The sequence below is a fragment of the Pseudomonas sp. FP818 genome (assembly GCF_030687335.1).
In the GTDB taxonomy this organism is placed as follows: domain Bacteria; phylum Pseudomonadota; class Gammaproteobacteria; order Pseudomonadales; family Pseudomonadaceae; genus Aquipseudomonas; species Aquipseudomonas shahriarae.
The window spans coordinates 4,572,125-4,594,999 of the sequence record NZ_CP117427.1 but is presented as its reverse complement, the minus strand read 5'-3'; the positions used below and the strand labels follow the sequence as shown (position 1 = coordinate 4,594,999).

The following is a 22,875-nucleotide window of genomic DNA, read 5'->3' as shown; positions in this document are numbered from 1 at the left end:
TTCAATTTTTTACCGCTTAGTCGCGTTTTTGCGCCCAGAGGTCGTACTCGTCGGCGTCGGTGACCGTGCACCAGACCTTGTCGCCGGGCTTGAGGCCGCTGGCATCGTCGATAAATACATTGCCGTCGATTTCCGGCGCGTCGAAGAAGCAGCGGCCGACCGCGCCTTGCTCGTCCACTTCGTCGATCAGCACTTCGATTTCCTTGCCGATGCGCAGTTGCAGGCGGGCCGAGCTGATGGCTTGTTGATGGGCCATGAAACGCTCCCAACGCTCCTGCTTGACGTCATCCGGCACCACCGCCAGGTCCAGCAGGTTGGCCGGGGCACCTTCCACCGGCGAGTACTGGAAGCAGCCGACGCGGTCCAGTTGGGCTTCGGTCAGCCAGTCCAGCAGGTACTGGAAGTCTTCTTCGGTTTCGCCGGGGAAGCCCACGATAAAGGTCGAGCGGATGATCAGGTCCGGGCAGATCTCGCGCCAGTTCTTGATCCGCGCCAGGGTCTTGTCTTCGAAGGCCGGGCGTTTCATGGCCTTGAGCACTTTGGGGCTGGCGTGCTGGAACGGGATGTCCAGGTACGGCAGGATCTTGCCGGCGGCCATCAACGGGATCAGTTCGTCGACGTGCGGGTACGGGTACACGTAGTGCAGGCGCACCCACACACCCAGGCTGCTCAGGGCTTCGCACAGTTCGGTCATGCGGGTTTTCACCGGCGCGCCGTTCCAGAAACCGGTGCGGTACTTCACGTCGACGCCGTAGGCACTGGTGTCCTGGGAGATCACCAGCAGCTCTTTGACCCCGGACTTGACCAGACGCTGGGCCTCGTCCAGTACATCGCCCACCGGGCGGCTGACCAGCTTGCCGCGCATCGACGGGATGATGCAGAAGCTGCAACTGTGGTTGCAGCCTTCGGAAATCTTCAGGTACGCATAGTGACGCGGGGTCAGCTTGATGCCCTGGGGTGGCACCAGGTCGATCAGCGGGTTGTGGTCCTGGCGCGGCGGCACCACATCGTGCACGGCGTTGACCACCTGCTCGTACTGCTGCGGACCGGTCACCGCCAGCACGCTTGGGTGCACGTTGCGGATATTGCCTTCTTCCACGCCCATGCAGCCGGTGACGATGACCTTGCCGTTTTCCTTGATGGCTTCGCCGATCACTTCCAGGGACTCTGCCTTGGCCGAGTCAATGAAGCCACAGGTGTTGACCACCACCACGTCAGCGTCCTGGTAGGTGGACACAACGTCGTAGCCTTCCATGCGCAGTTGCGTGAGGATGCGCTCGGAGTCGACCAGAGCCTTCGGGCAACCCAGGGAAACAAAGCCAACCTTTGGGTTGGCTTTTGCGATGGTGGTGGACATGTCTAACCTCGGTATTGAATGACGCCGCCAGTCGGGCACGACAGGGCAACGGATGGGCACTTGATGTGCCTCTGATCAAAAAGTGCGCAATTCTAGCGACGGGAAACGCGCTTGACCAGCTTTATGCAGGGAAATACGACGAGTGCTGCGTTATGCTGCGCGCCGTTGCATCGGGGTAGATCGGTAGTCAACAAATAATCTGTTACTAGAAGTACAGCAGTACACGCTGTGTATAGCTTGGCGTTGGGCTTAAGTGTATAGCTGTGCTGCTTATAGAAGACCTCAGGTCAAAAGGGCGGGAGTGGTTGATGGGTCAGGTAAATAGTCAGGCGGCAGGTGCCGGGCACTCCAGCGCAAAGCCAATCGGCATGTTGGTGGCCGCGGTCGGGGTGGTTTATGGCGATATCGGCACCAGCCCGCTCTACACCCTTAAAGAGGTGTTTTCCGGCAATTACGGGGTCCAGGTCAATCATGACGGCGTGCTGGGGATCCTGGCGCTGATTTTCTGGTCGCTGATCTGGGTGGTGTCCATCAAGTACATGTTGTTCGTGCTGCGCGCCGACAACCAGGGCGAGGGCGGCATCATGGCTCTGACGGCGCTGGCCCGACGGGCGGCGGGCAATCACCCGCGGCTGCGCAGTTTCCTGGTGGTGTGCGGCCTGTGCGGTGCGGCGTTGTTCTATGGCGACAGCATGATCACCCCGGCGATTTCCGTGTTGTCGGCCATCGAGGGCCTGGAACTGGCGTTCGACGGCCTGAAGCATTGGGTCGTGCCCGTGGCGCTGGTGGTGCTGGTGGGGCTGTTCCTGATCCAGAAACATGGCACCGACCGCATCGGCAAGCTGTTCGGGCCGGTGATGGTCACCTGGTTTTTGGTGCTGGGTGGCCTGGGTATCTATGGCATCGTCCAGCACCCTGAAGTGCTCAACGCGATGAACCCGATGTGGGGCGTGCGCTTCTTCATGGTCCACCCGGGTATCGGCGTGGCGATCCTCGGCGCCGTGGTGCTGGCCTTGACCGGTGCCGAAGCGCTGTATGCCGACATGGGCCATTTCGGCCGCAAACCCATTGCCCGCGCCTGGTTTATCCTGGTGCTGCCGGCCCTGGTGCTCAACTATTTTGGCCAGGGCGCGATGCTGCTGGGTGACCCCGAGGCCGCGCGCAACCCGTTCTACCTGCTGGCGCCAAGCTGGGCACTGCTGCCGCTGGTGGGCTTGTCCACCCTGGCCACGGTGATTGCTTCCCAGGCGGTGATTTCCGGTGCGTTCTCGTTGACGCGCCAGGCAATCCAGCTTGGTTACATCCCGCGCATGCATATCCAGCACACCTCCAGCGCCGAGCAAGGCCAGATCTACATTGGCGCGGTGAACTGGTCGCTGATGGTTGGCGTGATCCTGCTGGTGCTGGGCTTCGAGTCTTCGGGCGCCCTGGCCTCGGCCTACGGGGTGGCCGTGACCGGAACCATGCTGATGACCACGATCCTCGTCTCCGCGGTGATGCTGCTGCTGTGGAAATGGCCGCCGGTCCTGGCAGTCCCGGTGTTGCTGGGCTTTTTGCTGGTGGATGGCCTGTTCTTTGCGGCCAACGTGCCGAAGGTAGTGCAGGGCGGTGCGTTCCCGGTATTGGCGGGGATCGTGCTGTTTGTGCTGATGACCACCTGGAAGCGCGGCAAGCAATTACTGGTGGAGCGCCTGGACGAGGGCGGGCTGCCGCTGCCGATCTTTATCAGCAGCATCCGCGTCCAGCCGCCCCATCGCGTGCAGGGCACGGCGGTGTTCCTCACCGCCCGCCCGGACGCGGTGCCCCATGCCTTGCTGCATAACCTGTTGCATAACCAGGTGCTGCACGAGCAGGTGGTGCTGCTTACGGTGGTCTATGAAGATATCCCGCGCGTCCCGGCCCAGCGCCGCTTCGAGGTGGATTCCTATGGCGACGGTTTCTTCCGCGTGATCCTGCACTTTGGCTTTACCGATGAGCCGGACGTACCCGAAGCCCTGAAGCTGTGCCATCTGGACGACCTGGACTTCAGCCCCATGCGCACCACCTACTTCCTCAGCCGCGAGACGGTCATCGCCTCCAAGCTCGAAGGCATGGCGCGCTGGCGTGAAGGGTTGTTTGCTTTCATGCTGAAGAACGCCAATGGCAACCTGCGCTTCTTCAAGCTGCCGGTGAACCGGGTGATTGAGTTGGGCACCCAGGTAGAAATGTAGGCCGTGTTGAAAACAGAACCGCGATGGGCTGTATGCCATCGCGGTTTTTTTTGGCCTGTCGATCCTTGGTTGAATCATCGCCTTTTAAAGCCTGGGGGGTGTGCTAACGTCTTTTTATCCAAGTTTGTCGTCTGGCCCATGAGGATCCACTTACTAGGGGAAGCCAAAGATGAAGCGCACGCTCTCAGGATTGGTGTCAGGCATCACGCTTTTAGTTGTAGGTTGTTCGTCCAGCAGCATTGATATACCGCCCGTCGTCCCCCAGGCTTTGCCCTTTGCCGACGCTCACTTCCACCCTTCCAATTACGCCTATCAGGGCGTTTCGTTGAAAACCCTACTGTCAGACTATTTATCGGCCAGTGTGGTCCGTTCGGTGGTGATGCCGCTGCCGTTGCAGCAGCGCTGGGACAGTTTTGAACACTATCAGGTGATGGACCCTTCCGGTCGTTTGTATGGCGCCAACTACTACATCGGCCCCAAGGCGGACTTGTACTATTACGCCTTCGCGGACGCGATGTATGCCAGGGAGTACCTGCAGTTGTCAGCGGCGGATCAGGGGCGGCTGGACCTTATGATTACCGGCTTCAACCCCATGGACCGGTATGGGGCCCAGCACATCAAGCGGGTGCTGCTGACCTTTCCGGGGGCGTTTGCCGGTATCGGTGAGTTCACGGTGCACAAGGAGTTGGTGTCACGCAAGATCGCCGGCGAGACCATCCGCAGCACTGCCACCGTGCCGCTACCCGCTGACCTCGATAAGAAAGGCACGATGTCGCTGTATGCCCAGTCCCTGGTAGATCTGCTGAAGGTGGCCGAAGAGACCGGTCTGGTCGTGACGCTACACAACGACTTGTACCAGACCGAAGTCAACTACGACGGTACGGTGGAGGATGTCTTCCCTGGCCGGACCTATGAGGCGGCCCTCAAGCATTTGTGCAGCGCGGCCCCCAGTGCTTCGGTGATCTGGGCGCACACCGGGCTGGGGCGCTATGTAAAACCGACGTCCACCCACTTGAAGACCGTTGCTCGTATTCTCGACAGCTGCCCGGCATGGGTAGTGGATATTTCCTGGGATCTGGTCCAGGAAAATATTATTCACCCCGGACCTGGCATGCCGCCCGTCAATGAGTGGATCGGCTTTTTCAATCAGTACAGCAGCCGGGTGTTATGGGGCTCCGATACCGTGATGTTCAGCAAGAACACGCTAGAGTTGCCGGACAAGGTGGTACCTGGCCAGCGCCTCACGGTCGAGCAATACCTGGCGCTTCCCGAGTTGATCCGACCGCTGTTCAGTCGACTGCCACCTGATGTCGCGGAAAAAATCAGTCACGGCAACTACGTGCGTCTGTTTGATGAAGCGCGGCGCAAGGTGCGAGCCTGGGAGGCCAGTCACGCGCAGGATGATGTGTGGGATCTTTCCGGACCGTCGGCAGCGGTGCGCTGAGGCCCACTAAAAAGCCCTCGTTACCGTGAGGCAGCGAGGGCTTTTTGTTGTACGGCGATTAACCTGCAATGGGATCTACGGTAGGAGCAGACGTTACTCTGCCTTGACCTGACGCTTCTCGATGATATCCACCAGGCGCTTGGCCAATGCCGGGTAGTTCTCGTCGAAGTGATGGCCGCCCGGTAGCTTCATGGCTTCGCCCACGGCGGTCTTGTCGGTGCAGCCGCTCTCATCGACTTCTTCCTCACCGTAGATGCACACCACTTTGGCCGCTGGCAGCTTGGCCATTTCCGGGCCGGTGGCGGCTTCCTTGCCGGCGTTGCCCAGCCAGCCTTCCACTTCGATCTCGAAGCTGCCGGTGCGGGCAAAGGCCAGCAGGATAATGGCGTCGACCCGCTGCTGTTCGGCTTCCGGCAGGCGGTTGTAGATAGCTGGCAGTACATCGGCACCGAACGAGTAACCCGTCAGCACAAAGCGTTTGGTGCCCCATTTCTGCCGGTAGTGCTGCATCAGTTCGGTCAGGTCTTTGGCGCTCTGTTCCGGGCTTTTGTGCTGCCAGTAGTAGCGCAGGGTGTCGACGCCGACCACCGGGTAGCCGATCTTCGCCATCTCGCCGGCCACGTCGCGGTCCAGGTCGCGCCAGCCGCCGTCGCCGGAGAGGAACAGGGTCACGGTGTCCTTGGCCTGGCCGGCCGGTACTTCGACCACCGGGATCGCCAGGCCGCCATTGTCCGAGCCCACCAGTTGCTTGCGCAGTTCATTGTTCAGCACTTGCGGGTAGTTGATGTCGTAGTCGCTGATGCTGGTGGTGGCACGCGGGGTGTCGCGTACGAAACTGGCGCTTTCGTCGTCGGGGTTGTCGTTCCAGGCCACCAGCCAGTTGCCGTGGGCGGCGGTCTTGGGCAGTGGGTCCGTGCAACCTTCCTGGACCAGGGCAAAGCCCACCGAGATGGCGTTGGCCTTGTCGTCGTTCTGCGTCGCCAGCCAGCGCCAGGCCAGGCCGGCGCCAGGGCCGATGCCGCTGACCAGGGTGGCCGGGCCCTTGAGTTGGCCCAGCGCCGCTTGCAGGGCTTGTTCCTGCAGTTTGCAGTCTTCCTTGGGCAGGATCACTTGCACGATCTGCGCGCTGCCGCCCTGGCTCAAGGCAATCAGTTGATTATCGGTCAGGCTGGCGTCGGCCATCACGGCGACCGCTACGCGGGCCTTGGTGGGGGTACCCGGTGTTACGCGGGTCATGCTCGAGCCGTCGGCCTGGGGCAACTGTTCCAGGGTCGGTTGGGGGGCAGGGCGATTCCAGTACCAGTAGCCGCCACCGAGGATCAGGGCCAGCACCACCAGACCTGCCAATACATACCGCCAGGAGCGTCGAATCATCAGCGTTTCACCAATCCAGTCAAGCCGCCTGCGATCAGGGCGGCGGTATCGGCCAGTGCCACCAGCGGATCAAGTCCTGCGGGCACGGCCATGTAGCGAGGTTCCCAGTCAGGCTGGAACTTGTCTTTGAAGCGGCGCAAACCTTGGAAGTTATACAGTTGCTCGCCACGGCGGAATACCATCGAGCCCAGGCGCTGGGTCAGCGGTGCGCCACGACGCGGTTGCAGGCCCGACAACGGCACCATGCCGAGGCTGAAGCGTGCATAGTTGTGGCTTTTATAATGCTGGATCAAGCCGACCATCATGAACTCCATGGTCAGCTTTGGTGCGTCGGGGTGCGCGCGCATCAGGTCCAGGCTGGCCAGGTCATGGCTGTAGGTCTCCAGCAGGTTGGCGAAGGCCACCGGCTGCCCCTCGAAGCGAATCACCGCGATGCGAAAATGCTTGAGGTATTCATCGCTGAAACGGCCGAGGGAGAAGCCCTTTTCCCGCACGTTCTTGCCGGTCAGCCAGGCATCGGAAATGACTTTCAGCGCGTCCATGGGCGCCTGCCCCGGCTCGAAGATTTCCAGAGACAGGCCGTCCCGCGTCCCGCGGTTCCAGGTGTAGCGCAGGTCCTTCATCTCCTTGCCCTTGGCTTCCAGGTCAAAGCGCTTGAGATCGACCCGGGCTTCTTCGCCCAGCTTGATCGCCGTCAGGCCGATATCCATATAGAAGGGCAGGTTCTCTGCGCGCACCTGGTAGAACACCGGGCGGGCGTGATGGATATCGCACAGGTCGCGGAACTGCCAGATCATCTCGGCCCTTGGCTGGGTCGGGCCGATCGGGTCGTACAGCGCCACCAGGCTACGGCCACGGCGGGCATACATCAGGAAGGCTTCGTCGTTGGGGTGGAACAGCAGGGCCTTGTCGCCGGTCAGGGCCAGGCCGCCGTCGGGTTGCGACGAGGCCATCAGGATCTTGGTGGCCCGCTCCAGCTCATCGGCGCTCGGCAGGTGGATCACCGGGCGTGCGGTGCGCAACAGCCAGGTCAGCGAGACAATCACCAACAGGATTGCGGCGCCCAGCAGCGAGCGCAGGCCACGCGGGGCGTTGGCGTCGAGGGTGAACTGCCACCACAGTTGATGGCTATAAGGCACATCCTGATAGGCAAACAGCAGCAGCCAGATCGACGCACCGAGCACGCAGACGCTGGCCACCAGATACAGCGGCGAGAACGGCAACTCGGTCAGGCGGCTGGCGCGGTAGAACGAGCGCCGGAAGATCGCCAGCAGCACGGCGGTGGTGGTCATCAGGCTGGCTTCTTCCCAGTCGAAGCCTTTGAGCAGTGAGAGCAGGGCGCCCACCAGCAGCAGCACCATGGTCAGCATCCAGGCTGCCGACAGGCGTCGACGCAGGCCCTGGGCCAGCAACAGGCACAGCACGCCGATCAGGCTGGCGCCAAAGTGCGAGGCGTCAATCAGGCGGTGGGGAATCAGGAAGCCGATGTTTTCCAGGCGTGAGTCGATTTCCGGGGTGGCGCCGGAGAACAGCAGCACCACCCCGGACAAAAAAACCAGCACGGCCAACACCGGTGCCGCGAGGCCCGAGGCCACCCGCAGGCTCTGCTGGGTCTGGAACAGACGCTGAGCCTCGCTGATCAGTAGGAAGATGCATGCGATCAACAGCGGCAGCACCACGTAGATCATGCGGTACAGCAGCAGTGCGGCGGCCAGCGGCGCGGCGCCGAGCGTGTCGGCAAATGCGGCCAGCAGGATCGCTTCGAATACCCCGACGCCGCCTGGTACATGGCTCAGGACACCGGCGGCAAGCGCCAGCAGGTAAACCAGCAGGAACGGACCGAATGGCGGCGCTTCTGGCAGCAGCAGATAAAGCACGGTAGCGGCAGCGGCGACGTCCAGGGCGGTGATGATCAATTGCAGGAAGGTCAGTCGGCGTCCTGGCAGGCGCAAGGTGCGGCGGCCGGCCCGGACCAGAAGGTTGTCGGGGTAGGGTTGTTCTGGCAGTCGACGGCGATAAATCCCGATACACAGTACGACCGAGAGCAATAGCACCGCACCGGCGATCCCGCCGAGCAACGTTGCGGGTAAGTGCAGGGCATTGGAGGCGGCGGGCAGGTTGCTGAGGGTGGCCAGGGCGGCGAGCGGCGGTAGGGCACAACCCAGGGCCAGGCTGGCAAACACCGTCATCCGGGCAACTTCCGAAGCCCCGATGCCATGCCGTGCATATAAGCGGTAGCGCACCGAGCCGCCGGACAGCATCGACAGGCCAATCGCATTGCCAATGGCGAACGCGGTAAAGCCGCCATAGGCCAAAGTCTTGGCCGGCAGTTTTACCCCGGCGTAGCGTGCGCCGGAAAATTCGTAGCCCAATAGAATGATGAAACCGGCGATCGCGGCGGCGAAGGCGCCCAGCAAGGCGGGCTGCGGCACCTCCAGGATCGAGTCGTGGAGGGCGTAAAGATCCAGCTCCAGGAGCAAGTGGCGGCAAGCGATCAAGGCAATGGTAAACAGCAGCAAAGTGACTGCCAGCCCAATGGGTTGACGATACTTGCTCAACCGATCCAGCCAGCGCAGACGGGTGGGGGTGATCGGTTGTGTGGCTGTGACAGTGTCTTGTGGTTCAGACGAATTGGCGCGCATCAATCACCTCGTGGATTGTGCGCGACAGGATGGGGGTATCCAGCCAAGTTACCAATCCCTATGTACAAAATAATTACAAATAGTAACGCGGATCACCGGGGCCGGCGACAGCGTCCATTGGTCGCGCAAGGGTGTGCTCGGCACTCGAGCATGGCCTGCAATTGGATGGAGTCCGAAACCCATGAGCGGTTTCCTGAAAGATGCCATGCCATTGTTTCAAAAGAACTTTTCAGTCAGACACAAAAAAGGCCACTCTTTCGAGTAGCCTTTCTTGATGTTTGGTTGCGGGAGCCGGATTTGAACCGACGACCTTCGGGTTATGAGCCCGACGAGCTACCAGACTGCTCCATCCCGCGTCTGTGGGCGGCATTCTACAGCGCAACGACGAGGTGTCAACCGTTAATGGCATAAAGGGCCAAATAACTGCAAATTAGCCTAAGTGCTCGATTGAACACGACTTTTCACTGCGTCGGCATATTGCATCCGGCGGCAGGGCAAAAACCTGCGCGCACAAAAAAGGCCACTCTTTCGAGTAGCCTTTCTTGATGTTTGGTTGCGGGAGCCGGATTTGAACCGACGACCTTCGGGTTATGAGCCCGACGAGCTACCAGACTGCTCCATCCCGCGTCTGTGTGTCGGCATTCTACAGAGGAATGACACTGTGTCAACCACGGATTCAAAGAAAAGCGCTTGTGCTTCAATCGCTTAGCTCTCCAAATCAACTGCTGGAAGGGTTTGCGGCCAGTCAGGCCGTGGCTTCCAGCTCTATTGGGGCGTGTTCTTCGATTGAGAAAATAAATTCATCCGGGCTTTTTCCTACCGCTTTGTCAGATGATTCAAAGTACTGGTGCTATATACAGGTGTGAATGCGATACTGGCGATCCGTCCACTTTATGTCCTGATCACGCCTCTCTTTATATGACGCAGCGCAAAATCATCCACGTCGACTGTGACTGCTTCTACGCTGCCATCGAAATGCGGGATAACCCGAGCCTGGCGCAAAAGCCCCTGGCGGTAGGTGGCTCGGCGGACCGGCGCGGGGTGATCGCCACCTGCAATTACGAGGCGCGGGCCTACGGCGTGCGGTCGGCCATGTCCTCGCGCCATGCGTTGAAACTGTGCCCCGACCTGACCATCGTCAAGCCGCGTATGGATGCCTATAAAGAAGCATCGAAAGAAATCCACACGATTTTCCGTGAATACACCGATCTGATCGAACCGTTGTCGCTGGACGAAGCCTATCTGGATGTTTCCGATTGCGCGCATTTCGGCGGCAGCGCCACGCGTATTGCCCAGGATATCCGTCGGCGGGTCTCCAATCAGTTGCATATCACGGTTTCTGCGGGGGTGGCGCCGAACAAGTTCCTGGCCAAGATCGCCAGCGACTGGAAAAAGCCCAATGGACTGTTTGTGATCACCCCGGATCAGGTGGAGGACTTTGTTTCGGCGCTGCCCGTGAGCAAGTTGCATGGCGTCGGCAAGGTCACTGCTGAAAAACTGGCGCGGCTGGGAATAGAGGACTGCCTGCAACTGCGCGAGTGGAACAAGTTGGCGCTGGTGCGGGAATTCGGCAGTTTCGGTGAGCGGTTATGGAGTCTGGCGCGTGGGATTGATGATCGTGCGGTGCATAACGACAGCCGCCGGCAATCCATCAGCGTAGAGAATACCTACGATGTCGATCTACCGGACCTGCCCAGTTGCCTGGAAAAACTCCCTGAGCTGATGGAGACCCTGGCCGGGCGCATGCAGCGTATCGACAGCAGTTATCGGCCGGGTAAACCCTTCGTCAAAGTGAAGTTCCATGATTTTACCCAGACCACCCTGGAACAGGCGGGGGCAGGGCGAGACCTGGAGAGTTACCGGCAGTTGCTGACCCAGGCGTTCAATCGTGGGGGTAAGCCGGTGCGATTGCTGGGGATTGGTGTGCGCTTGCTCGATTTGAGCATGGGCAATGAACAGCTGGAACTGTCCTGGTAGACGGCTGGAGGTGGGCCTTATGTGGGAGCGGGCTTGCCCGCGATGGCAGTGGGTCAGTCGAATATATCTAACCTGACACTCCGCTATCGCGGGCAAGCCCGCTTCTACATTGAGTGTTGCCTCAGCGGGTTCCCGGATCAGCCACCAGCCGGCCGCCATCCTGGGTCAGTGCCTTGAGAAACTCCTGCTGCAACTCCGGATCATTGCGCGTCAGTTCAATCAGGCTCTGTTCCAGTTCGCTGGCTTCTTCTTCCAGGCCCAGTTCCGACAAGCGCTTGACCCGATGCACCCATTGGCTGACTTCGTCATCCTCCAGGTCGTCGTAGATCAAGGTATGGGCTTCCAGCAGCTTGCCGCGCAAAGTGGTGCTGATGGCCAGGGATGAGTCCGAGTGCACGTCGTCCTGGGCATCTTCAATGCTGATCCGCAAGGTGCGGACCTGGCTCAGGTCCTGCTCGGCAAACGGGCTGTCCAGCAGGTTCAGGCGCAGGACGCCATTGCGGTCGGTGGTCATCTCGTGGGTCTGCTTGCCGGCCTTGACCTGCACCGGTCGCTCGCTCCACGGCAGGCTGGTGTACTCCAGGCGGCGGTCACGCTGGATTTCGTCGATGCCTGCCAGGTTCTGCTGCGCCCGGCCGTGTGACTGCACGTTCATGAACGGGTTGAGCCCGGCCACGCCGTAACTGATCCAGTCATGGGTCATGCTGTCGGGCAGGTTGCCCAGGGCAAAGATGTTCGCCACGTTGGCCCCGGCGCCCGCGACTACTGCCACGGCACCCAGCGGGATCTCATAGAGTTCGCGCCAGGGCTGGTAGGGCGTGTAGCGATCATAGTGGCGCGTGACTTCAAACTCAGTGACTTCGAAAGTCCGCTGTTCATGAATACGCACGCGGCGTTGCGGCAGCTCAAGTACTTTGGGTTCGCCGACATCAATCTGCAGGCTGTGGTCGAGCAACTTGCGCTCGATCCGTTCCTCGTGCTCGCTACGCTGCGACATTTGATTGGCGCAGCCGCTGACCAGCAGGGCGCCGCACAAGGCGGCGCCCCCCAGGGCTTTGGTGTTTCGCTTGAACATGACTTCTCTTGATCTGGTTTTCAGCGACGAATACGCGCCTGAAGGAAGGGCAGCACGTCAGCCACCGGCAACGGTTGGGCTTCGGCTTCGGTCCGGCTCTTGTATTCCAGATTGCCATCGGCCAGGCCGCGGTCACTGACCACGATCCGGTGAGGGATGCCAATCAGTTCCATGTCGGCAAACTTGATGCCCGGGCTGGTTTTCTTGTCGCGATCATCCAGCAGCACTTCGAAACCGGCGGACGTCAGTTCGGCATACAGTTTGTCGGTGGCTTCGCGAACCTGCTCGGTTTCGTAGCGCAGCGGTACCAGGGCGATCTGGAACGGCGCCAGGGTGTCGCTCCAGATAATGCCTTTGTCGTCGTGGTTCTGCTCGATGGCAGCGGCCACCACGCGGGAAACGCCAATGCCATAGCAGCCCATTTCCAGGGTCACCGGCTTGCCGTTTTCGCCCAGCACTTCGCACTTCATCGCCTTGCTGTACTTGTTGCCCAGCTGGAAGATGTGCCCCACTTCGATGCCGCGCTTGATTTCCAGGGTGCCCTTGCCGTCCGGGCTTGGATCACCGGCCACCACGTTGCGCAGGTCGGCCACGGTTGGAACCGGCAGGTCACGCTCCCAGTTGACGCCGAAGTAGTGCTTGTCGTCGATGTTGGCACCGATACCGAAGTCGCTCATCAGCTCGACCGAGCGGTCGATGATGATCGGCAATGGCAGGTTCAGCGGGCCCAGGGAGCCGGCGCCGGCGCCAATGGCGTCACGCAGTTCGGCGTCCGAGGCCATGACCAGCGGGCTGGCGACGCCAGGTTGCTGGGCAGCCTTGATTTCGTTGAGTTCGTGGTCGCCACGGATCACCAGGGCGATCAACTTGCCTTCTTCCTCGGCATGCACGATCAGGGTCTTGATGGTCTTTTCAATCGGTAGATTGAATTTTTCGACCAAGGCCGCGATGGTCTTGGTGTCTGGGGTATCGACCAGGCGCAGTTCTTCAGCCGGCGCAGGACGGGAAGTTTCCCGTGGCACCGCTTCGGCTTTCTCGATGTTGGCCGCGTAGTCGGAGCCGTCGCTGAAGACGATATCGTCTTCGCCGGACTCTGCCAGCACGTGGAACTCATGGGAACCCGCGCCGCCGATGGAACCGTTGTCCGCTTCGACCGGGCGGAATTTCAGGCCCAGGCGGGTGAACACGTTGCAATAGGCCTGGTGCATGCGGTCATAGGTGACCTGCAGCGAAGGCTGATCGGCGTGGAACGAATAGGCGTCCTTCATGATGAACTCGCGGCCACGCATCAAGCCGAAGCGTGGGCGGATTTCGTCACGGAACTTGGTCTGGATCTGATACAGGTTGAGGGGCAGCTGTTTGTAGCTGCTCAACTCGTTGCGCATCAGGTCGGTGATCACTTCTTCATGGGTCGGGCCTGCGCAGAAGTCGCGACCATGACGATCCTTGAAGCGCAGCAACTCAGGGCCGTACTCTTCCCAGCGCCCGGATTCCTGCCACAGTTCAGCCGGCTGAGTGCTCGGCATCAATACTTCCAGAGAGCCGGCGGCGTTCATTTCTTCGCGAACGATCGCTTCGACCTTGCGCATCACCTTCAAGCCCATGGGCAGCCAGGTGTACAGGCCAGAGGCCAGTTTGCGGATCATACCGGCGCGCAGCATCAGCTGGTGGCTGATCACGACCGCGTCGGAAGGCGTTTCTTTCTGTGTGGCGAGCAAATATTGACTGGTGCGCATGGTAGGCCGTTGTCGGTTGCTTGGACTTGAAGTGACCTGGGATTGTACGGGCGGTCGCCGCCAGAGTACAGGCATCAGGTGGTGACTGGATTTCTGTGGGGCGCTGGCTTCACGTGGGAGCGGGCCAACCCCCACAGGTATCAGCCTTCTTCGGGCGGGTTCAAACGGATCCGCCGGCTTTCCTGGTACCAGTGCAAGGCAATCAGCAGCAGTGTCGGCACACCGAGCATCGCGGTGATCAGGAAGAAGTTGTGATAGCCGAACTTTTCCACCATGACCCCCGAGTAACCACCGATCAGTCGTGGCAACAGCAACATGATCGAGCTGAGCAGGGCGTATTGGGTGGCGGAGAACTTCAGGTTGGTCAGGCTCGACAGGTAGGCGACGAACGCCGAGGTCGCCAGGCCCGAGCTGAAGTTGTCCAGGGAAATGGTGAAGATCAGCATCTGCAGGTCGGCGCCCATGTCGGCGAGCATCAGGAACAGCAAGTTGGTGCCGGCCGAGGTGATACCACCGATAAACAGGATCGGCAGGATGCCGAATCGCACGATCAACAGGCCACCCATGCCGGCGCCGACCAGGGTCATGATCAGGCCGAAGATCTTGCTGACACTGGCGATCTGGTCCTTGGTGAACCCCTGGTCGATATAGAACACGTTGGCCATCACGCCCATCACCGTGTCCGACATGCGGTAGGTGGCGATCAGCCCCAGCAGCAACAGGGCCTGCCAGCGGTAGCGCAGGATAAAGTCGTTGACCGGCGTCAGCACCGGCGCCAGGCCTCGACGGCCCATGGCCGAGAGGCACAGGGCGGTGAGGGTGATATAGAGGATGGCGCGCAGGAAGGCGCGGTCTTCCAGCAGCAGGTCGAGCAGGCTTACGCCTTCGAACAGTACGCTGGCGAAATCGGTGTTGTACAACTGGGTGAACATCGCCGGGACCGACACCAGCAGGACGATCAGCACAAACACCGACATCAGTTGGTGGGCAAACGTGTAGCGCCCGGCCTGCAACTGGGTGCGCAGGGGCACGTCGGGTTCACGCATGAAAAAGCTGGTGAGCAGGGCAGGGATCATCAACACGCCGAACAGCACGTAGGTGCCGGTCCACGCCGAATGCTTATAGTTGAAGCCGGTGGAACCAAAGCCTTCGGCAAAGAACAGCGCGCCCGCCGTGGCCAGCAGGGCGGCGATGCGGTAGCCGGACATATAGCTGGCGGCCAGCGCGGCCTGGCGGCTGTCATCGGCGATTTCCAGGCGATAGGCGTCAACTGCGATGTCTTGGGTTGCGGAGGCGAATGCGACGATAACGGCAATGGCGATCAGCCAGGACAGGTGTTTCTGCGGGTCGCAGAAGCCCATGCCGATCAAGCCGAGAATTACCAGGGATTGGGACAGCACCAACCAGGAACGACGACGGCCCAACTTGCCCAATAGCGGCAGGCGCCATTGGTCCAGCAGGGGTGACCAGACCCACTTGAACGCATATGCCAGGCCGATCAGGCTCGCATAGCCAATGGTCTCGCGTGCCACACCGGCTTCGCGCAACCAGACTGAGAGCGTCGAGAACACCAACATGTAAGGCAGACCGGCGGCAAAGCCGAGCAATAACAGCACTAACGTCGAGGGGCTGGCATAGGCAGCGAGCGCGGCGCGCCAGGTTTTACGGGGCATGGGCTGGAGTCTGCCTCAGATTTACGGAAACAAAGCGCGCACTCTAACCGCTGTGCTCTACCGGGCGCCAGCCATGGCGCTGAATATCAACGCGATTGTTCAGGATACTGACACCTTCGCTGCGCAAACGCGCACGTTGTTCATCACCTGAAGCGCTGCCCGCCGGCAGACTTATCCGACCGCCGGCGGCGACCACCCGGTGCCAGGGCAATTTCGAACCCTCTGGGAGCTGGCTCAGGGTGCGGCCCACGAAGCGTGCGGCACGCCCCAGTCCAGCCAGGTGCGCCAGTTCGCCATAACTCACCACGCAGCCTTCGGGCACTTGGGCCAAGGTAAGGTACAGCGCAGTACGGCGCATTTCGGACGGGGTTTGCGGCGTTTCGGCGGGCTCGTTCACAGTTCTGGCTGGCTCGGTTGAAATCAGTCGTTTCTATGTAAGAAACGTCTGTAAAGATGGCGTTGAGAATTGAACTCAATAGAAAACCTTGAGTCAGTCCTTGCTAAGACGTCAGCTACGCCGATAATGCCCCTTTTTTCGCCAAACTTGAGCCCCGTAACCGCTTATGTTGTCCAGAACCCTGCTGTGCCTCGCTGTTTTTACTGCCTCTACCCCTGTGCTGGCCGATACCATCTGGTTGAAAAACGGTGATCGCCTGACCGGCAAGATCAAGGTTTTCGACGGCGGCAAGCTGTTGATCCAGACTGAATACGCCGGGGCGATCCCGGTGGACTGGAAACAGGTGAAAACCCTGGAAAGCGACCAGGAGCTGCTGGTCAAGCAAGACGCCTACACCGGCGAGAAGGCCAAGTCCCTGCACCCGGCCGAGGACGGCAAGGTGATCCTGGCCAACGGCGAGTCTCCCAAGACGGTGGAGTTGGCCAGCATCCAGCAGATCATCAAGCCAAAACCGGTGATCGAGGATCTGGTGTGGAAGGGTAATGTCGACGTGGCGCTGGACTACAAGCGTGCGGAAAAAGACACCGACGACTACGACATCGACTTCAAGACCACCGCCCGTCACGGCAAGTGGCGGCATATTGCCGAGGGCGAATACAACCGCGAATTCCAGAACGATGTGGTCACCACCGACAACTGGAGCGCCGAGTACGCGCTGGACCGCTTTATTACCGACCAGTGGTTCTGGCAGGGGCGCCTGACGTACAAGCACGACAGGGTTGAAGACCTGCGTCGCCAGCGCACGGTCGGTACCGGTCCGGGTTATCAGTTCTGGGACGATGAGCTGGGAGCGTTCTCCCTGGGCTCGCTGCTCAACCGCACTGACTATGAATACCAGGACGGCGGCAAGGACAACTTCTATTCCCTGGCCATGAAGTGGGACTACAACCGCTACCTGATCGGCAAGACCGTGGAGTTCTTCACCAACGGCGAAGTGGGCAAACCCCTGGCCGGTCCGGCCGACTACGCCCTCGATGCCGAAATGGGCCTGCGCTACAAAGTCACCGAATGGGCCTCGCTCAATCTCAAGGCCGAGCGCGACATCATCAGTGGCGGCTCGGACAGCGACCTGAGCAAGACCCGTTACACCGCAGGGTTTGGCGTGACCTGGTAACTGGAATGTAGGCGCTGGCTTGCCTGCGATAGCGCCACCGCGGTTTCTCAGTATTACCGAGGCGATGCTATCGCAGGCAAGCCAGCTCCCCCACAAGCCGCCCTACATGGGATTTCGCGGTGTCAGTTACAACCGCAGCCCACCATCCAACTCCAGGATGCGCCCGGTGTAATAGTCGTTCTCGAAGATGTACGCCGCCGAATGGGCGATTTCTTCCGGGCGGCCCATGCGCTTGAGCGGGATCCCCGAAGTCATCTTTTCCAGCGCTTCAGGCTTCATGCCCAGTGTCATCTCGGTCTCGATAAAGCCCGGCGCAATACCCGCCACGCGAATGCCATAGCGCGCCAGTTCCTTGGCCCAGGTCACCGTCGCCGCGGCCACGCCGGCCTTGGCCGCCGAATAGTTGGTCTGGCCCACGTTACCCGCGCGGGAGATCGACGAGATGTTGATAATGGCGCCCTGGTTGTTCAGCTCCACCATTTTTGCTGCCACTTCGCGGGTGCAGAGGAACACGCCGGTCAGGTTGACGTCGATCACCGCCTGCCACTGGGCCAGGCTCATCTTGGTCATCTCGCCGTCCTTGACCTTGAGCAGCAGGCCATCACGCAGGATCCCGGCGTTGTTGATCAAACCGTGGATCGCGCCGAAATCCTCGGCGATCTGCGCTACGGTATGAGTCACCTGGTCTTCATCTGCCACATTGCACAGATAGCTGCGCGCGGTGACACCATGGGACTGGCAGGCAGCCACGGCCGCATCGAGCTTTTCCTGATTGAGGTCCACCAGTGCCAGATGGGCACCTTTGCTTGCAAAATACTCGGCCATGGAGCGGCCCAGGCCCTGGCAACCGCCGGTGATAATGATTACTTTGTCGTTGAGATGCATTCGCATGTCCTATGAGCAGATTTGAGCGGTTGCCCCAGTCCGTTTTCTGACGGAATTTATCGAAGGAGTCATAAGTTGAGCGTCCACGTTGCCAAGAATGCACGAGAACTACTGCTCAAGGAATACCGTGGGGCGCTGGCCACCCACTCCAAGGCCATGCCCGGCTTCCCCTTTGGTTCGGTGGTGCCTTATTGCCTGGATGCCGAAGGCCGGCCGCTGATCCTGATCAGCCGTATTGCCCAGCACACCCACAACCTGCAAAAAGACCCCAAGTGCTCGCTGTTGGTGGGCGAGCGCGAGGCTGATGATGTGCAAGCTGTCGGGCGCCTGACCTATCTCGCCGAAGCCGAAAAGCTCGAGGACGAGGCGGCCATTGCCGCCGCCGCCGAACGCTACTACCGGTATTTCCCGGACTCGGCCAACTACCACAAGGCCCATGACTTCGATTTCTGGGTGCTCAAGCCGGTGCGGCATCGCTACATCGGCGGTTTTGGGGCGATCCACTGGGTCGATCAGTTGACCCTGGCCAACCCGTTCGCCGGCAAGGCCGAGTTGAGCATGATCGAGCACATGAACAGCGATCACACCAAGGCCATCGCCCACTATGTCGAACTGGCCGGCCTGCCGACGTCCGAGCCGGCGCAACTGGCCGGTATCGACAGCGAAGGCATGCACCTGCGCATCGGTCAGGGCCTGCACTGGTTGCCCTTTGCGGATACTTGCAACACGCCGACACAAGTGCGCGAGGCCTTGGTTTTCCTGGCTCACGCCGAGGCTTGGCCGAAAAAAGCCACCTCGCAAGCTTGAATTCACGAAAGGGCGACGTCATCTAGGGTCTAGTAGCAAGGCATTCTTGCGTTGAGGAACCATTTGATGCGCCCTTTTTTATTGCTCTTTCTGCTGTTTCCGGTGCTGGAGCTGTTCGTATTCGTCAAGGTCAGCGGTGCTATAGGGTTTTTCCCGGCGCTGCTGCTGATTATTCTCGGCTCGATGCTCGGCGTGTTCGTGCTGCGTATCGCCGGCCTGGCCACAGCACTGCGTGCCCGTGAAAGCCTGAATCGCGGCGAGTTGCCGGCCCAGACCATGCTTGAAGGCTTGATGATGGCTTTGGCCGGTGGCCTGTTGATCGTGCCGGGTTTTGTCAGCGATGTGCTGGGTTTGATCCTGCTGCTGCCATTCACCCGGCGCTTGCTGGCAGGCAAGCTGCGCCAGCGTGCCGAAGAAGCGGCGATCCGCCAGCGTGCGTTTGCCGATGACCTGCAGCCTCGTGGTGGCCCGGCACCTCGCCAGCCGTTGGGGCGTGAAGGTGATGTGATCGAAGGTGAGTTCGAGCACCGCGACTCCAAGTAACGCCATCCCTGGCAGGGCACCTTCGGGTGCCCTGCTGACACAAAAATTTTCATCTGCGGCCCTTGTAATAAGCATATACGCCCTTATGTAACGGTCACCGCAAGGTTTCTGGTGGCGACACCAGACAGACTTCCGCGTTTCGCTTGGCGAACCGCGACCGGCACCGCCGGAATACCACCCGCCGGTACTGATACCGGCCGATGAAACTTACAATTAGGAGAGATCGACAATGAGCAAGCTTCGTCCTCTGCACGACCGCGTCGTTATCCGTCGCAGCGAAGAAGAAAAGAAAACCGCTGGCGGTATCGTTCTGCCAGGTTCGGCTGCTGAAAAAGCCAACCACGGTGTGATCGTCGCTGCAGGCCCAGGCAAGACTCTGGAAAACGGTGAAGTGCGTGCGCTGGCCGTTAAAGTCGGTGACAAGGTTGTATTCGGTCCTTACTCCGGCAGCAACACTGTGAAAGTCGACGGCGAAGACCTGCTGGTTATGGCTGAGAACGAGATTCTCGCTGTACTGGAAGGCTGATTCCCCGCTCATTTTCCCGTTACTACAAAGTATTTAAGGAATATCGATCATGGCTGCTAAAGAAGTTAAATTCGGCGATTCCGCCCGTAAGAAAATGCTCACCGGTGTCAACATCCTGGCTGACGCAGTAAAAGCGACCCTGGGCCCGAAAGGCCGTAACGTGATCATCGAGAAGAGCTTCGGCGCTCCGACCATCACCAAGGACGGCGTTTCGGTCGCCAAAGAAATCGAACTGGAAGACCGTTTCGAAAACATGGGCGCGCAGCTGGTCAAAGACGTTGCCTCCCGTGCCAACGATGACGCCGGCGACGGCACCACCACCGCCACCGTTCTGGCTCAGGCCATCGTCAACGAAGGCTACAAAGCCGTCGCTGCCGGCATGAACCCGATGGACCTCAAGCGCGGCATCGACAAGGCGACCATCGCCATCGTTGCTGAGCTGAAAAACCTGTCCAAGCCATGCGCTGACACCAAGGCTATCGCTCAGGTAGGTACCATCTCTGCCAACTCCGACAGCTCCATCGGCGACATCATTGCCGAAGCCATGGAAAAAGTCGGTAAAGAAGGCGTGATCACCGTTGAAGAAGGCACTGGCCTGGAAAACGAACTGTCGGTTGTAGAAGGCATGCAGTTCGACCGTGGCTACCTGTCCCCGTACTTCGTCAACAAGCCAGAGACCATGGTTGCCGAGCTGGACAGCCCGCTGATCCTGCTGGTCGACAAAAAGATCTCGAACATCCGCGAAATGCTGCCAGTACTGGAAGCCGTTGCCAAAGCCGGCCGTCCACTGCTGATCGTTTCCGAAGACGTTGAAGGCGAAGCCCTGGCGACTCTGGTTGTGAACAACATGCGCGGTATCGTTAAAGTCGCAGCCGTCAAGGCTCCAGGCTTCGGCGATCGTCGCAAGGCCATGCTGCAGGACATCGCCGTCCTGACCGGCGGTACCGTAATCTCCGAAGAGATCGGCCTGAGCCTGGAAAGCGCCACCCTGGAAAACCTGGGTAGCGCCAAGCGCGTGACCATCTCCAAAGAAAACACCATCATCGTTGACGGTGCTGGCGTTGAGCAGGACATCCAGGCGCGCATCACCCAGATCCGTGCCCAGGTTGCCGAGACTTCCTCGGACTACGACCGTGAAAAACTGCAAGAGCGCCTGGCCAAGCTGTCTGGCGGCGTTGCAGTGATCAAGGTTGGCGCTGGTTCCGAAGTTGAAATGAAAGAGAAGAAAGCCCGCGTTGAAGACGCCCTGCACGCAACCCGTGCGGCCGTTGAAGAAGGCGTGGTACCTGGCGGTGGCGTTGCACTGATCCGTGCTCTGGAAGCCCTGACCAACCTGACCGGCGACAACGCTGACCAGAACGTCGGTATCGCTGTGCTGCGTCGTGCTGTTGAAGCACCGCTGCGCCAGATCGCTGCCAACTCCGGCGACGAGCCAAGCGTTGTAGTCAACGAAGTCAAGAACGGCAAAGGTAACTACGGTTACAACGCTGCGACTGGCGTCTACGGCGACATGATCGAAATGGGCATCCTGGACCCTACCAAGGTGACTCGTTCCGCGCTGCAGGCTGCAGCCTCCATCGGTGGCCTGATCCTGACCACCGAAGCTGCAATCGCTGACAAGCCGAAAGCAGAAGGCTCGGCTGGCGGCGGTATGCCAGACATGGGCGGCATGGGTGGCATGGGCGGCATGATGTAAGCCAGCCTTACCCCCGATGCATAAAAGCCCCGCCTGAGTGATCAGGCGGGGCTTTTTTATCGATTGTGTCCCGTCCTGAATAAGGTTTACACCTTCTGACCTATCTTCAGGAGGAGTCAATGGAATCGGGCAAAAGGCGGAGCCAGCGTGACTACACGTTAGCCTTTAAATTATCGGTCGTAGACCAGGTCGAAAAGGGCGAGTTGAGTTATAAAGAGGCTCAACGGCGCTATGGCATCCAGGGCCGGTCCACGGTACTGGTCTGGTTACGCAAGTACGGCCGGCAGGACTGGAGCCAAGGCGCCTCAATTCGAGAGCCGAGGAGCAGGTCCATGACCGAGCCAACCCTCCCGCTGACCCCCGAGCAGCGGATCAAAGAACTCGAAGAACAGCTGGCGCTAAGCAATCAGAAAGCGCAATTCTTCGAAGCCGTCGTGAATGTTCTGAAGAATGACTACGGTGTTTCCGTCGTAAAAAAGCGACCCGGCAAGTCCTCTCGCAAGGGCAAATCCAAGGCCTGAGCATCACCAGGGCTTGCCTGTTCATGGGCATTTCGCGCCAAGCGTATTACCAACGCAATCGGGCTTTCGACGAGAGAGCTCGTCAAGATCAAGAAGTCATGGACTTTGTTCTTGAAAAGCGCCGCCGTCAGCCTCGGATAGGCACGCGCAAGCTGCATTACCTGATGAGCGTCGAAGTTGGCGCATCAGTGCGGGTCGGCAGAGACCGCCTGTTTAGCATCCTGCGCAATGCTCGAAAACTGGTTGTGCGCAAACGGGCTTACCACAAAACGACGGACAGTCATCACCGCTTTCGCCGCCATCCCAACCTGCTCAAAGCAGGTCAGGAGCAGGTCGTGGCCAATAGGCCAGAACAGGTCTGGGTTGCAGACATAACCTACCTGCCGACACAGGAAAGCGTGGCTTATGTGAGCCTGGTGACAGACGCCTACTCACGCAAGATCGTAGGCCATCATGTGCATGAGAGCTTGCATACCGAGTCGGTGATCAAAGCGATGGAAAAGGCCGTTGGCGAACGCCGAAGCACGCTGCCACTGATCCATCACTCAGACCGCGGAGCCCAATACTGCTCTGAGCTTTATCAACGCTTGCACGCTAGTCATGGCGTCAGATGCTCAATGACCGACGGCTATGACTGCTACCAGAATGCTCTGGCAGAGAGGATAAACGGCATTTTGAAGACCGAGTTCCTGCTGTATCGCCCTAAAAATCTGGCGGACGCAGTGAAAATGGTGGATGAGTCGGTGCTGATCTACAACGGGGAACGGCCACACCTGTCCCTGAAATACAAAACGCCCGATGCAGTGCATCGGGCGTTTTGAGACTGAAATAGGTGTAA

Annotated in this window: 17 protein-coding genes and 2 tRNA genes; 9 read left to right on the top strand and 10 right to left on the bottom strand. The window is 59.9% G+C overall.

Features of this window, described 5'->3' with window-relative positions; genetic code table 11:
* Positions 1-16: 16 nt before the first annotated feature.
* Positions 17-1,357: a 30S ribosomal protein S12 methylthiotransferase RimO gene (rimO, locus tag PSH80_RS20825; protein WP_120734061.1), complete on the bottom strand. Its 1,341-nt coding sequence runs from the start codon at positions 1,355-1,357 to the stop codon at positions 17-19.
* Between the two features lie 308 nt (positions 1,358-1,665).
* Between rimO and PSH80_RS20820 the strand changes: the two genes are divergently transcribed.
* Both PSH80_RS20820 and PSH80_RS20815 read left to right on the top strand, forming a co-directional pair.
* Entirely contained in the window at positions 1,666-3,567 is a 1,902-nt protein-coding gene (locus PSH80_RS20820) for a potassium transporter Kup (protein WP_057958632.1), read from the top strand.
* A gap of 325 nt (positions 3,568-3,892) precedes the next feature.
* A complete protein-coding gene (locus PSH80_RS20815; RefSeq protein ID WP_162947766.1) occupies positions 3,893-5,011 on the top strand; it encodes an amidohydrolase family protein in 1,119 nt (372 codons plus the stop codon).
* Positions 5,012-5,104: 93 nt separating this feature from the next.
* Here the strand turns inward: PSH80_RS20815 and PSH80_RS20810 are convergent, their stop codons facing one another.
* From PSH80_RS20810 to PSH80_RS20795, 4 genes are all read right to left on the bottom strand, one after another.
* Positions 5,105-6,385, bottom strand: a complete 1,281-nt coding sequence (locus PSH80_RS20810; protein ID WP_057958634.1) for a virulence factor family protein — start codon at positions 6,383-6,385, stop codon at positions 5,105-5,107.
* A complete protein-coding gene (gene mprF, locus PSH80_RS20805; protein WP_305418149.1) occupies positions 6,385-9,027 on the bottom strand; it encodes a bifunctional lysylphosphatidylglycerol flippase/synthetase MprF in 2,643 nt (880 codons plus the stop codon). The genes PSH80_RS20810 and mprF overlap by 1 nt, the downstream gene beginning before the upstream one ends.
* Positions 9,028-9,306: 279 nt before the next feature.
* Positions 9,307-9,383: transfer RNA gene (locus PSH80_RS20800), tRNA-Met, on the bottom strand.
* Positions 9,384-9,577: 194 nt separating this feature from the next.
* Positions 9,578-9,654: transfer RNA gene (locus PSH80_RS20795), tRNA-Met, on the bottom strand.
* 291 nt (positions 9,655-9,945) lie between these two features.
* On the opposite strand from PSH80_RS20795, the gene dinB reads away from it, so the two are divergent.
* Positions 9,946-11,004, top strand: a complete 1,059-nt coding sequence (gene dinB / locus PSH80_RS20790) for a DNA polymerase IV (RefSeq protein ID WP_057958636.1) — start codon at positions 9,946-9,948, stop codon at positions 11,002-11,004.
* Between the two features lie 121 nt (positions 11,005-11,125).
* Here dinB and PSH80_RS20785 read toward each other — a convergent pair whose 3' ends face one another.
* The 4 genes from PSH80_RS20785 to PSH80_RS20770 form a co-directional block, all read right to left on the bottom strand.
* Positions 11,126-12,079 carry a hypothetical protein gene (locus PSH80_RS20785; protein ID WP_120734054.1) on the bottom strand — a complete coding sequence of 318 codons (954 nt, stop codon included), beginning with the start codon at positions 12,077-12,079 and terminating at the stop codon, positions 11,126-11,128.
* Positions 12,080-12,099: 20 nt separating this feature from the next.
* Positions 12,100-13,815 carry a proline--tRNA ligase gene (locus PSH80_RS20780; protein WP_220172515.1) on the bottom strand — a complete coding sequence of 572 codons (1,716 nt, stop codon included), beginning with the start codon at positions 13,813-13,815 and terminating at the stop codon, positions 12,100-12,102.
* A gap of 140 nt (positions 13,816-13,955) precedes the next feature.
* Entirely contained in the window at positions 13,956-15,488 is a 1,533-nt protein-coding gene (locus tag PSH80_RS20775; RefSeq protein ID WP_057958638.1) for an AmpG family muropeptide MFS transporter, read from the bottom strand.
* A gap of 43 nt (positions 15,489-15,531) precedes the next feature.
* Positions 15,532-15,846 (bottom strand): MGMT family protein, encoded by a 315-nt coding sequence (locus tag PSH80_RS20770; protein ID WP_178111897.1) that lies wholly within the window; start codon positions 15,844-15,846, stop codon positions 15,532-15,534.
* Between the two features lie 205 nt (positions 15,847-16,051).
* On the opposite strand from PSH80_RS20770, the gene PSH80_RS20765 reads away from it, so the two are divergent.
* A complete protein-coding gene (locus tag PSH80_RS20765) occupies positions 16,052-17,059 on the top strand; it encodes a DUF481 domain-containing protein (protein WP_057958640.1) in 1,008 nt (335 codons plus the stop codon).
* 126 nt (positions 17,060-17,185) lie between these two features.
* On the opposite strand, the gene PSH80_RS20760 is transcribed toward PSH80_RS20765, so the two are convergent.
* Entirely contained in the window at positions 17,186-17,944 is a 759-nt protein-coding gene (locus PSH80_RS20760; protein WP_057958641.1) for an SDR family oxidoreductase, read from the bottom strand.
* 75 nt (positions 17,945-18,019) lie between these two features.
* Between PSH80_RS20760 and PSH80_RS20755 the strand changes: the two genes are divergently transcribed.
* The 5 genes from PSH80_RS20755 (at position 18,020) to PSH80_RS20735 (ending at position 22,858) form a co-directional block, all read left to right on the top strand.
* A complete protein-coding gene (locus tag PSH80_RS20755; RefSeq protein WP_057958642.1) occupies positions 18,020-18,751 on the top strand; it encodes a HugZ family protein in 732 nt (243 codons plus the stop codon).
* A gap of 66 nt (positions 18,752-18,817) precedes the next feature.
* Positions 18,818-19,294, top strand: a complete 477-nt coding sequence (locus PSH80_RS20750; RefSeq protein ID WP_057439377.1) for an FxsA family protein — start codon at positions 18,818-18,820, stop codon at positions 19,292-19,294.
* Positions 19,295-19,523: 229 nt separating this feature from the next.
* Positions 19,524-19,820 (top strand): co-chaperone GroES, encoded by a 297-nt coding sequence (gene groES / locus PSH80_RS20745; protein WP_017846112.1) that lies wholly within the window; start codon positions 19,524-19,526, stop codon positions 19,818-19,820.
* A 49-nt stretch (positions 19,821-19,869) separates the two neighbouring features.
* Positions 19,870-21,516, top strand: coding sequence for a chaperonin GroEL (gene groL / locus PSH80_RS20740; protein ID WP_057439378.1), 1,647 nt, complete (start codon positions 19,870-19,872; stop codon positions 21,514-21,516).
* Positions 21,517-21,635: 119 nt separating this feature from the next.
* Positions 21,636-22,858, top strand: a protein-coding gene (locus PSH80_RS20735) for an IS3 family transposase (RefSeq protein WP_162947727.1) whose coding sequence is annotated in 2 segments (ribosomal slippage) — positions 21,636-21,987 and positions 21,987-22,858 — 1,224 coding nt in all. Because the reading frame shifts where the segments join, the coding sequence is not laid out codon by codon here.
* Positions 22,859-22,875 lie beyond the last annotated feature (17 nt).

Coding starts and splice junctions, on each gene's coding strand:
- dinB (WP_057958636.1), top strand. CDS start 9,946: ATGACGCAGCGCAAAATCATCCACGTCGACTGTGACTGCTTCTACGCT.
- PSH80_RS20770 (WP_178111897.1), bottom strand. CDS start 15,846: ATGCGCCGTACTGCGCTGTACCTTACCTTGGCCCAAGTGCCCGAAGGC.
- groL (WP_057439378.1), top strand. CDS start 19,870: ATGGCTGCTAAAGAAGTTAAATTCGGCGATTCCGCCCGTAAGAAAATG.
- mprF (WP_305418149.1), bottom strand. CDS start 9,027: ATGCGCGCCAATTCGTCTGAACCACAAGACACTGTCACAGCCACACAA.
- PSH80_RS20820 (WP_057958632.1), top strand. CDS start 1,666: ATGGGTCAGGTAAATAGTCAGGCGGCAGGTGCCGGGCACTCCAGCGCA.
- PSH80_RS20785 (WP_120734054.1), bottom strand. CDS start 12,079: ATGTTCAAGCGAAACACCAAAGCCCTGGGGGGCGCCGCCTTGTGCGGC.
- PSH80_RS20750 (WP_057439377.1), top strand. CDS start 18,818: ATGCGCCCTTTTTTATTGCTCTTTCTGCTGTTTCCGGTGCTGGAGCTG.
- rimO (WP_120734061.1), bottom strand. CDS start 1,357: ATGTCCACCACCATCGCAAAAGCCAACCCAAAGGTTGGCTTTGTTTCC.
- PSH80_RS20775 (WP_057958638.1), bottom strand. CDS start 15,488: ATGCCCCGTAAAACCTGGCGCGCCGCGCTCGCTGCCTATGCCAGCCCC.
- groES (WP_017846112.1), top strand. CDS start 19,524: ATGAGCAAGCTTCGTCCTCTGCACGACCGCGTCGTTATCCGTCGCAGC.
- PSH80_RS20765 (WP_057958640.1), top strand. CDS start 16,052: ATGTTGTCCAGAACCCTGCTGTGCCTCGCTGTTTTTACTGCCTCTACC.
- PSH80_RS20780 (WP_220172515.1), bottom strand. CDS start 13,815: ATGCGCACCAGTCAATATTTGCTCGCCACACAGAAAGAAACGCCTTCC.
- PSH80_RS20810 (WP_057958634.1), bottom strand. CDS start 6,385: ATGATTCGACGCTCCTGGCGGTATGTATTGGCAGGTCTGGTGGTGCTG.
- PSH80_RS20760 (WP_057958641.1), bottom strand. CDS start 17,944: ATGCATCTCAACGACAAAGTAATCATTATCACCGGCGGTTGCCAGGGC.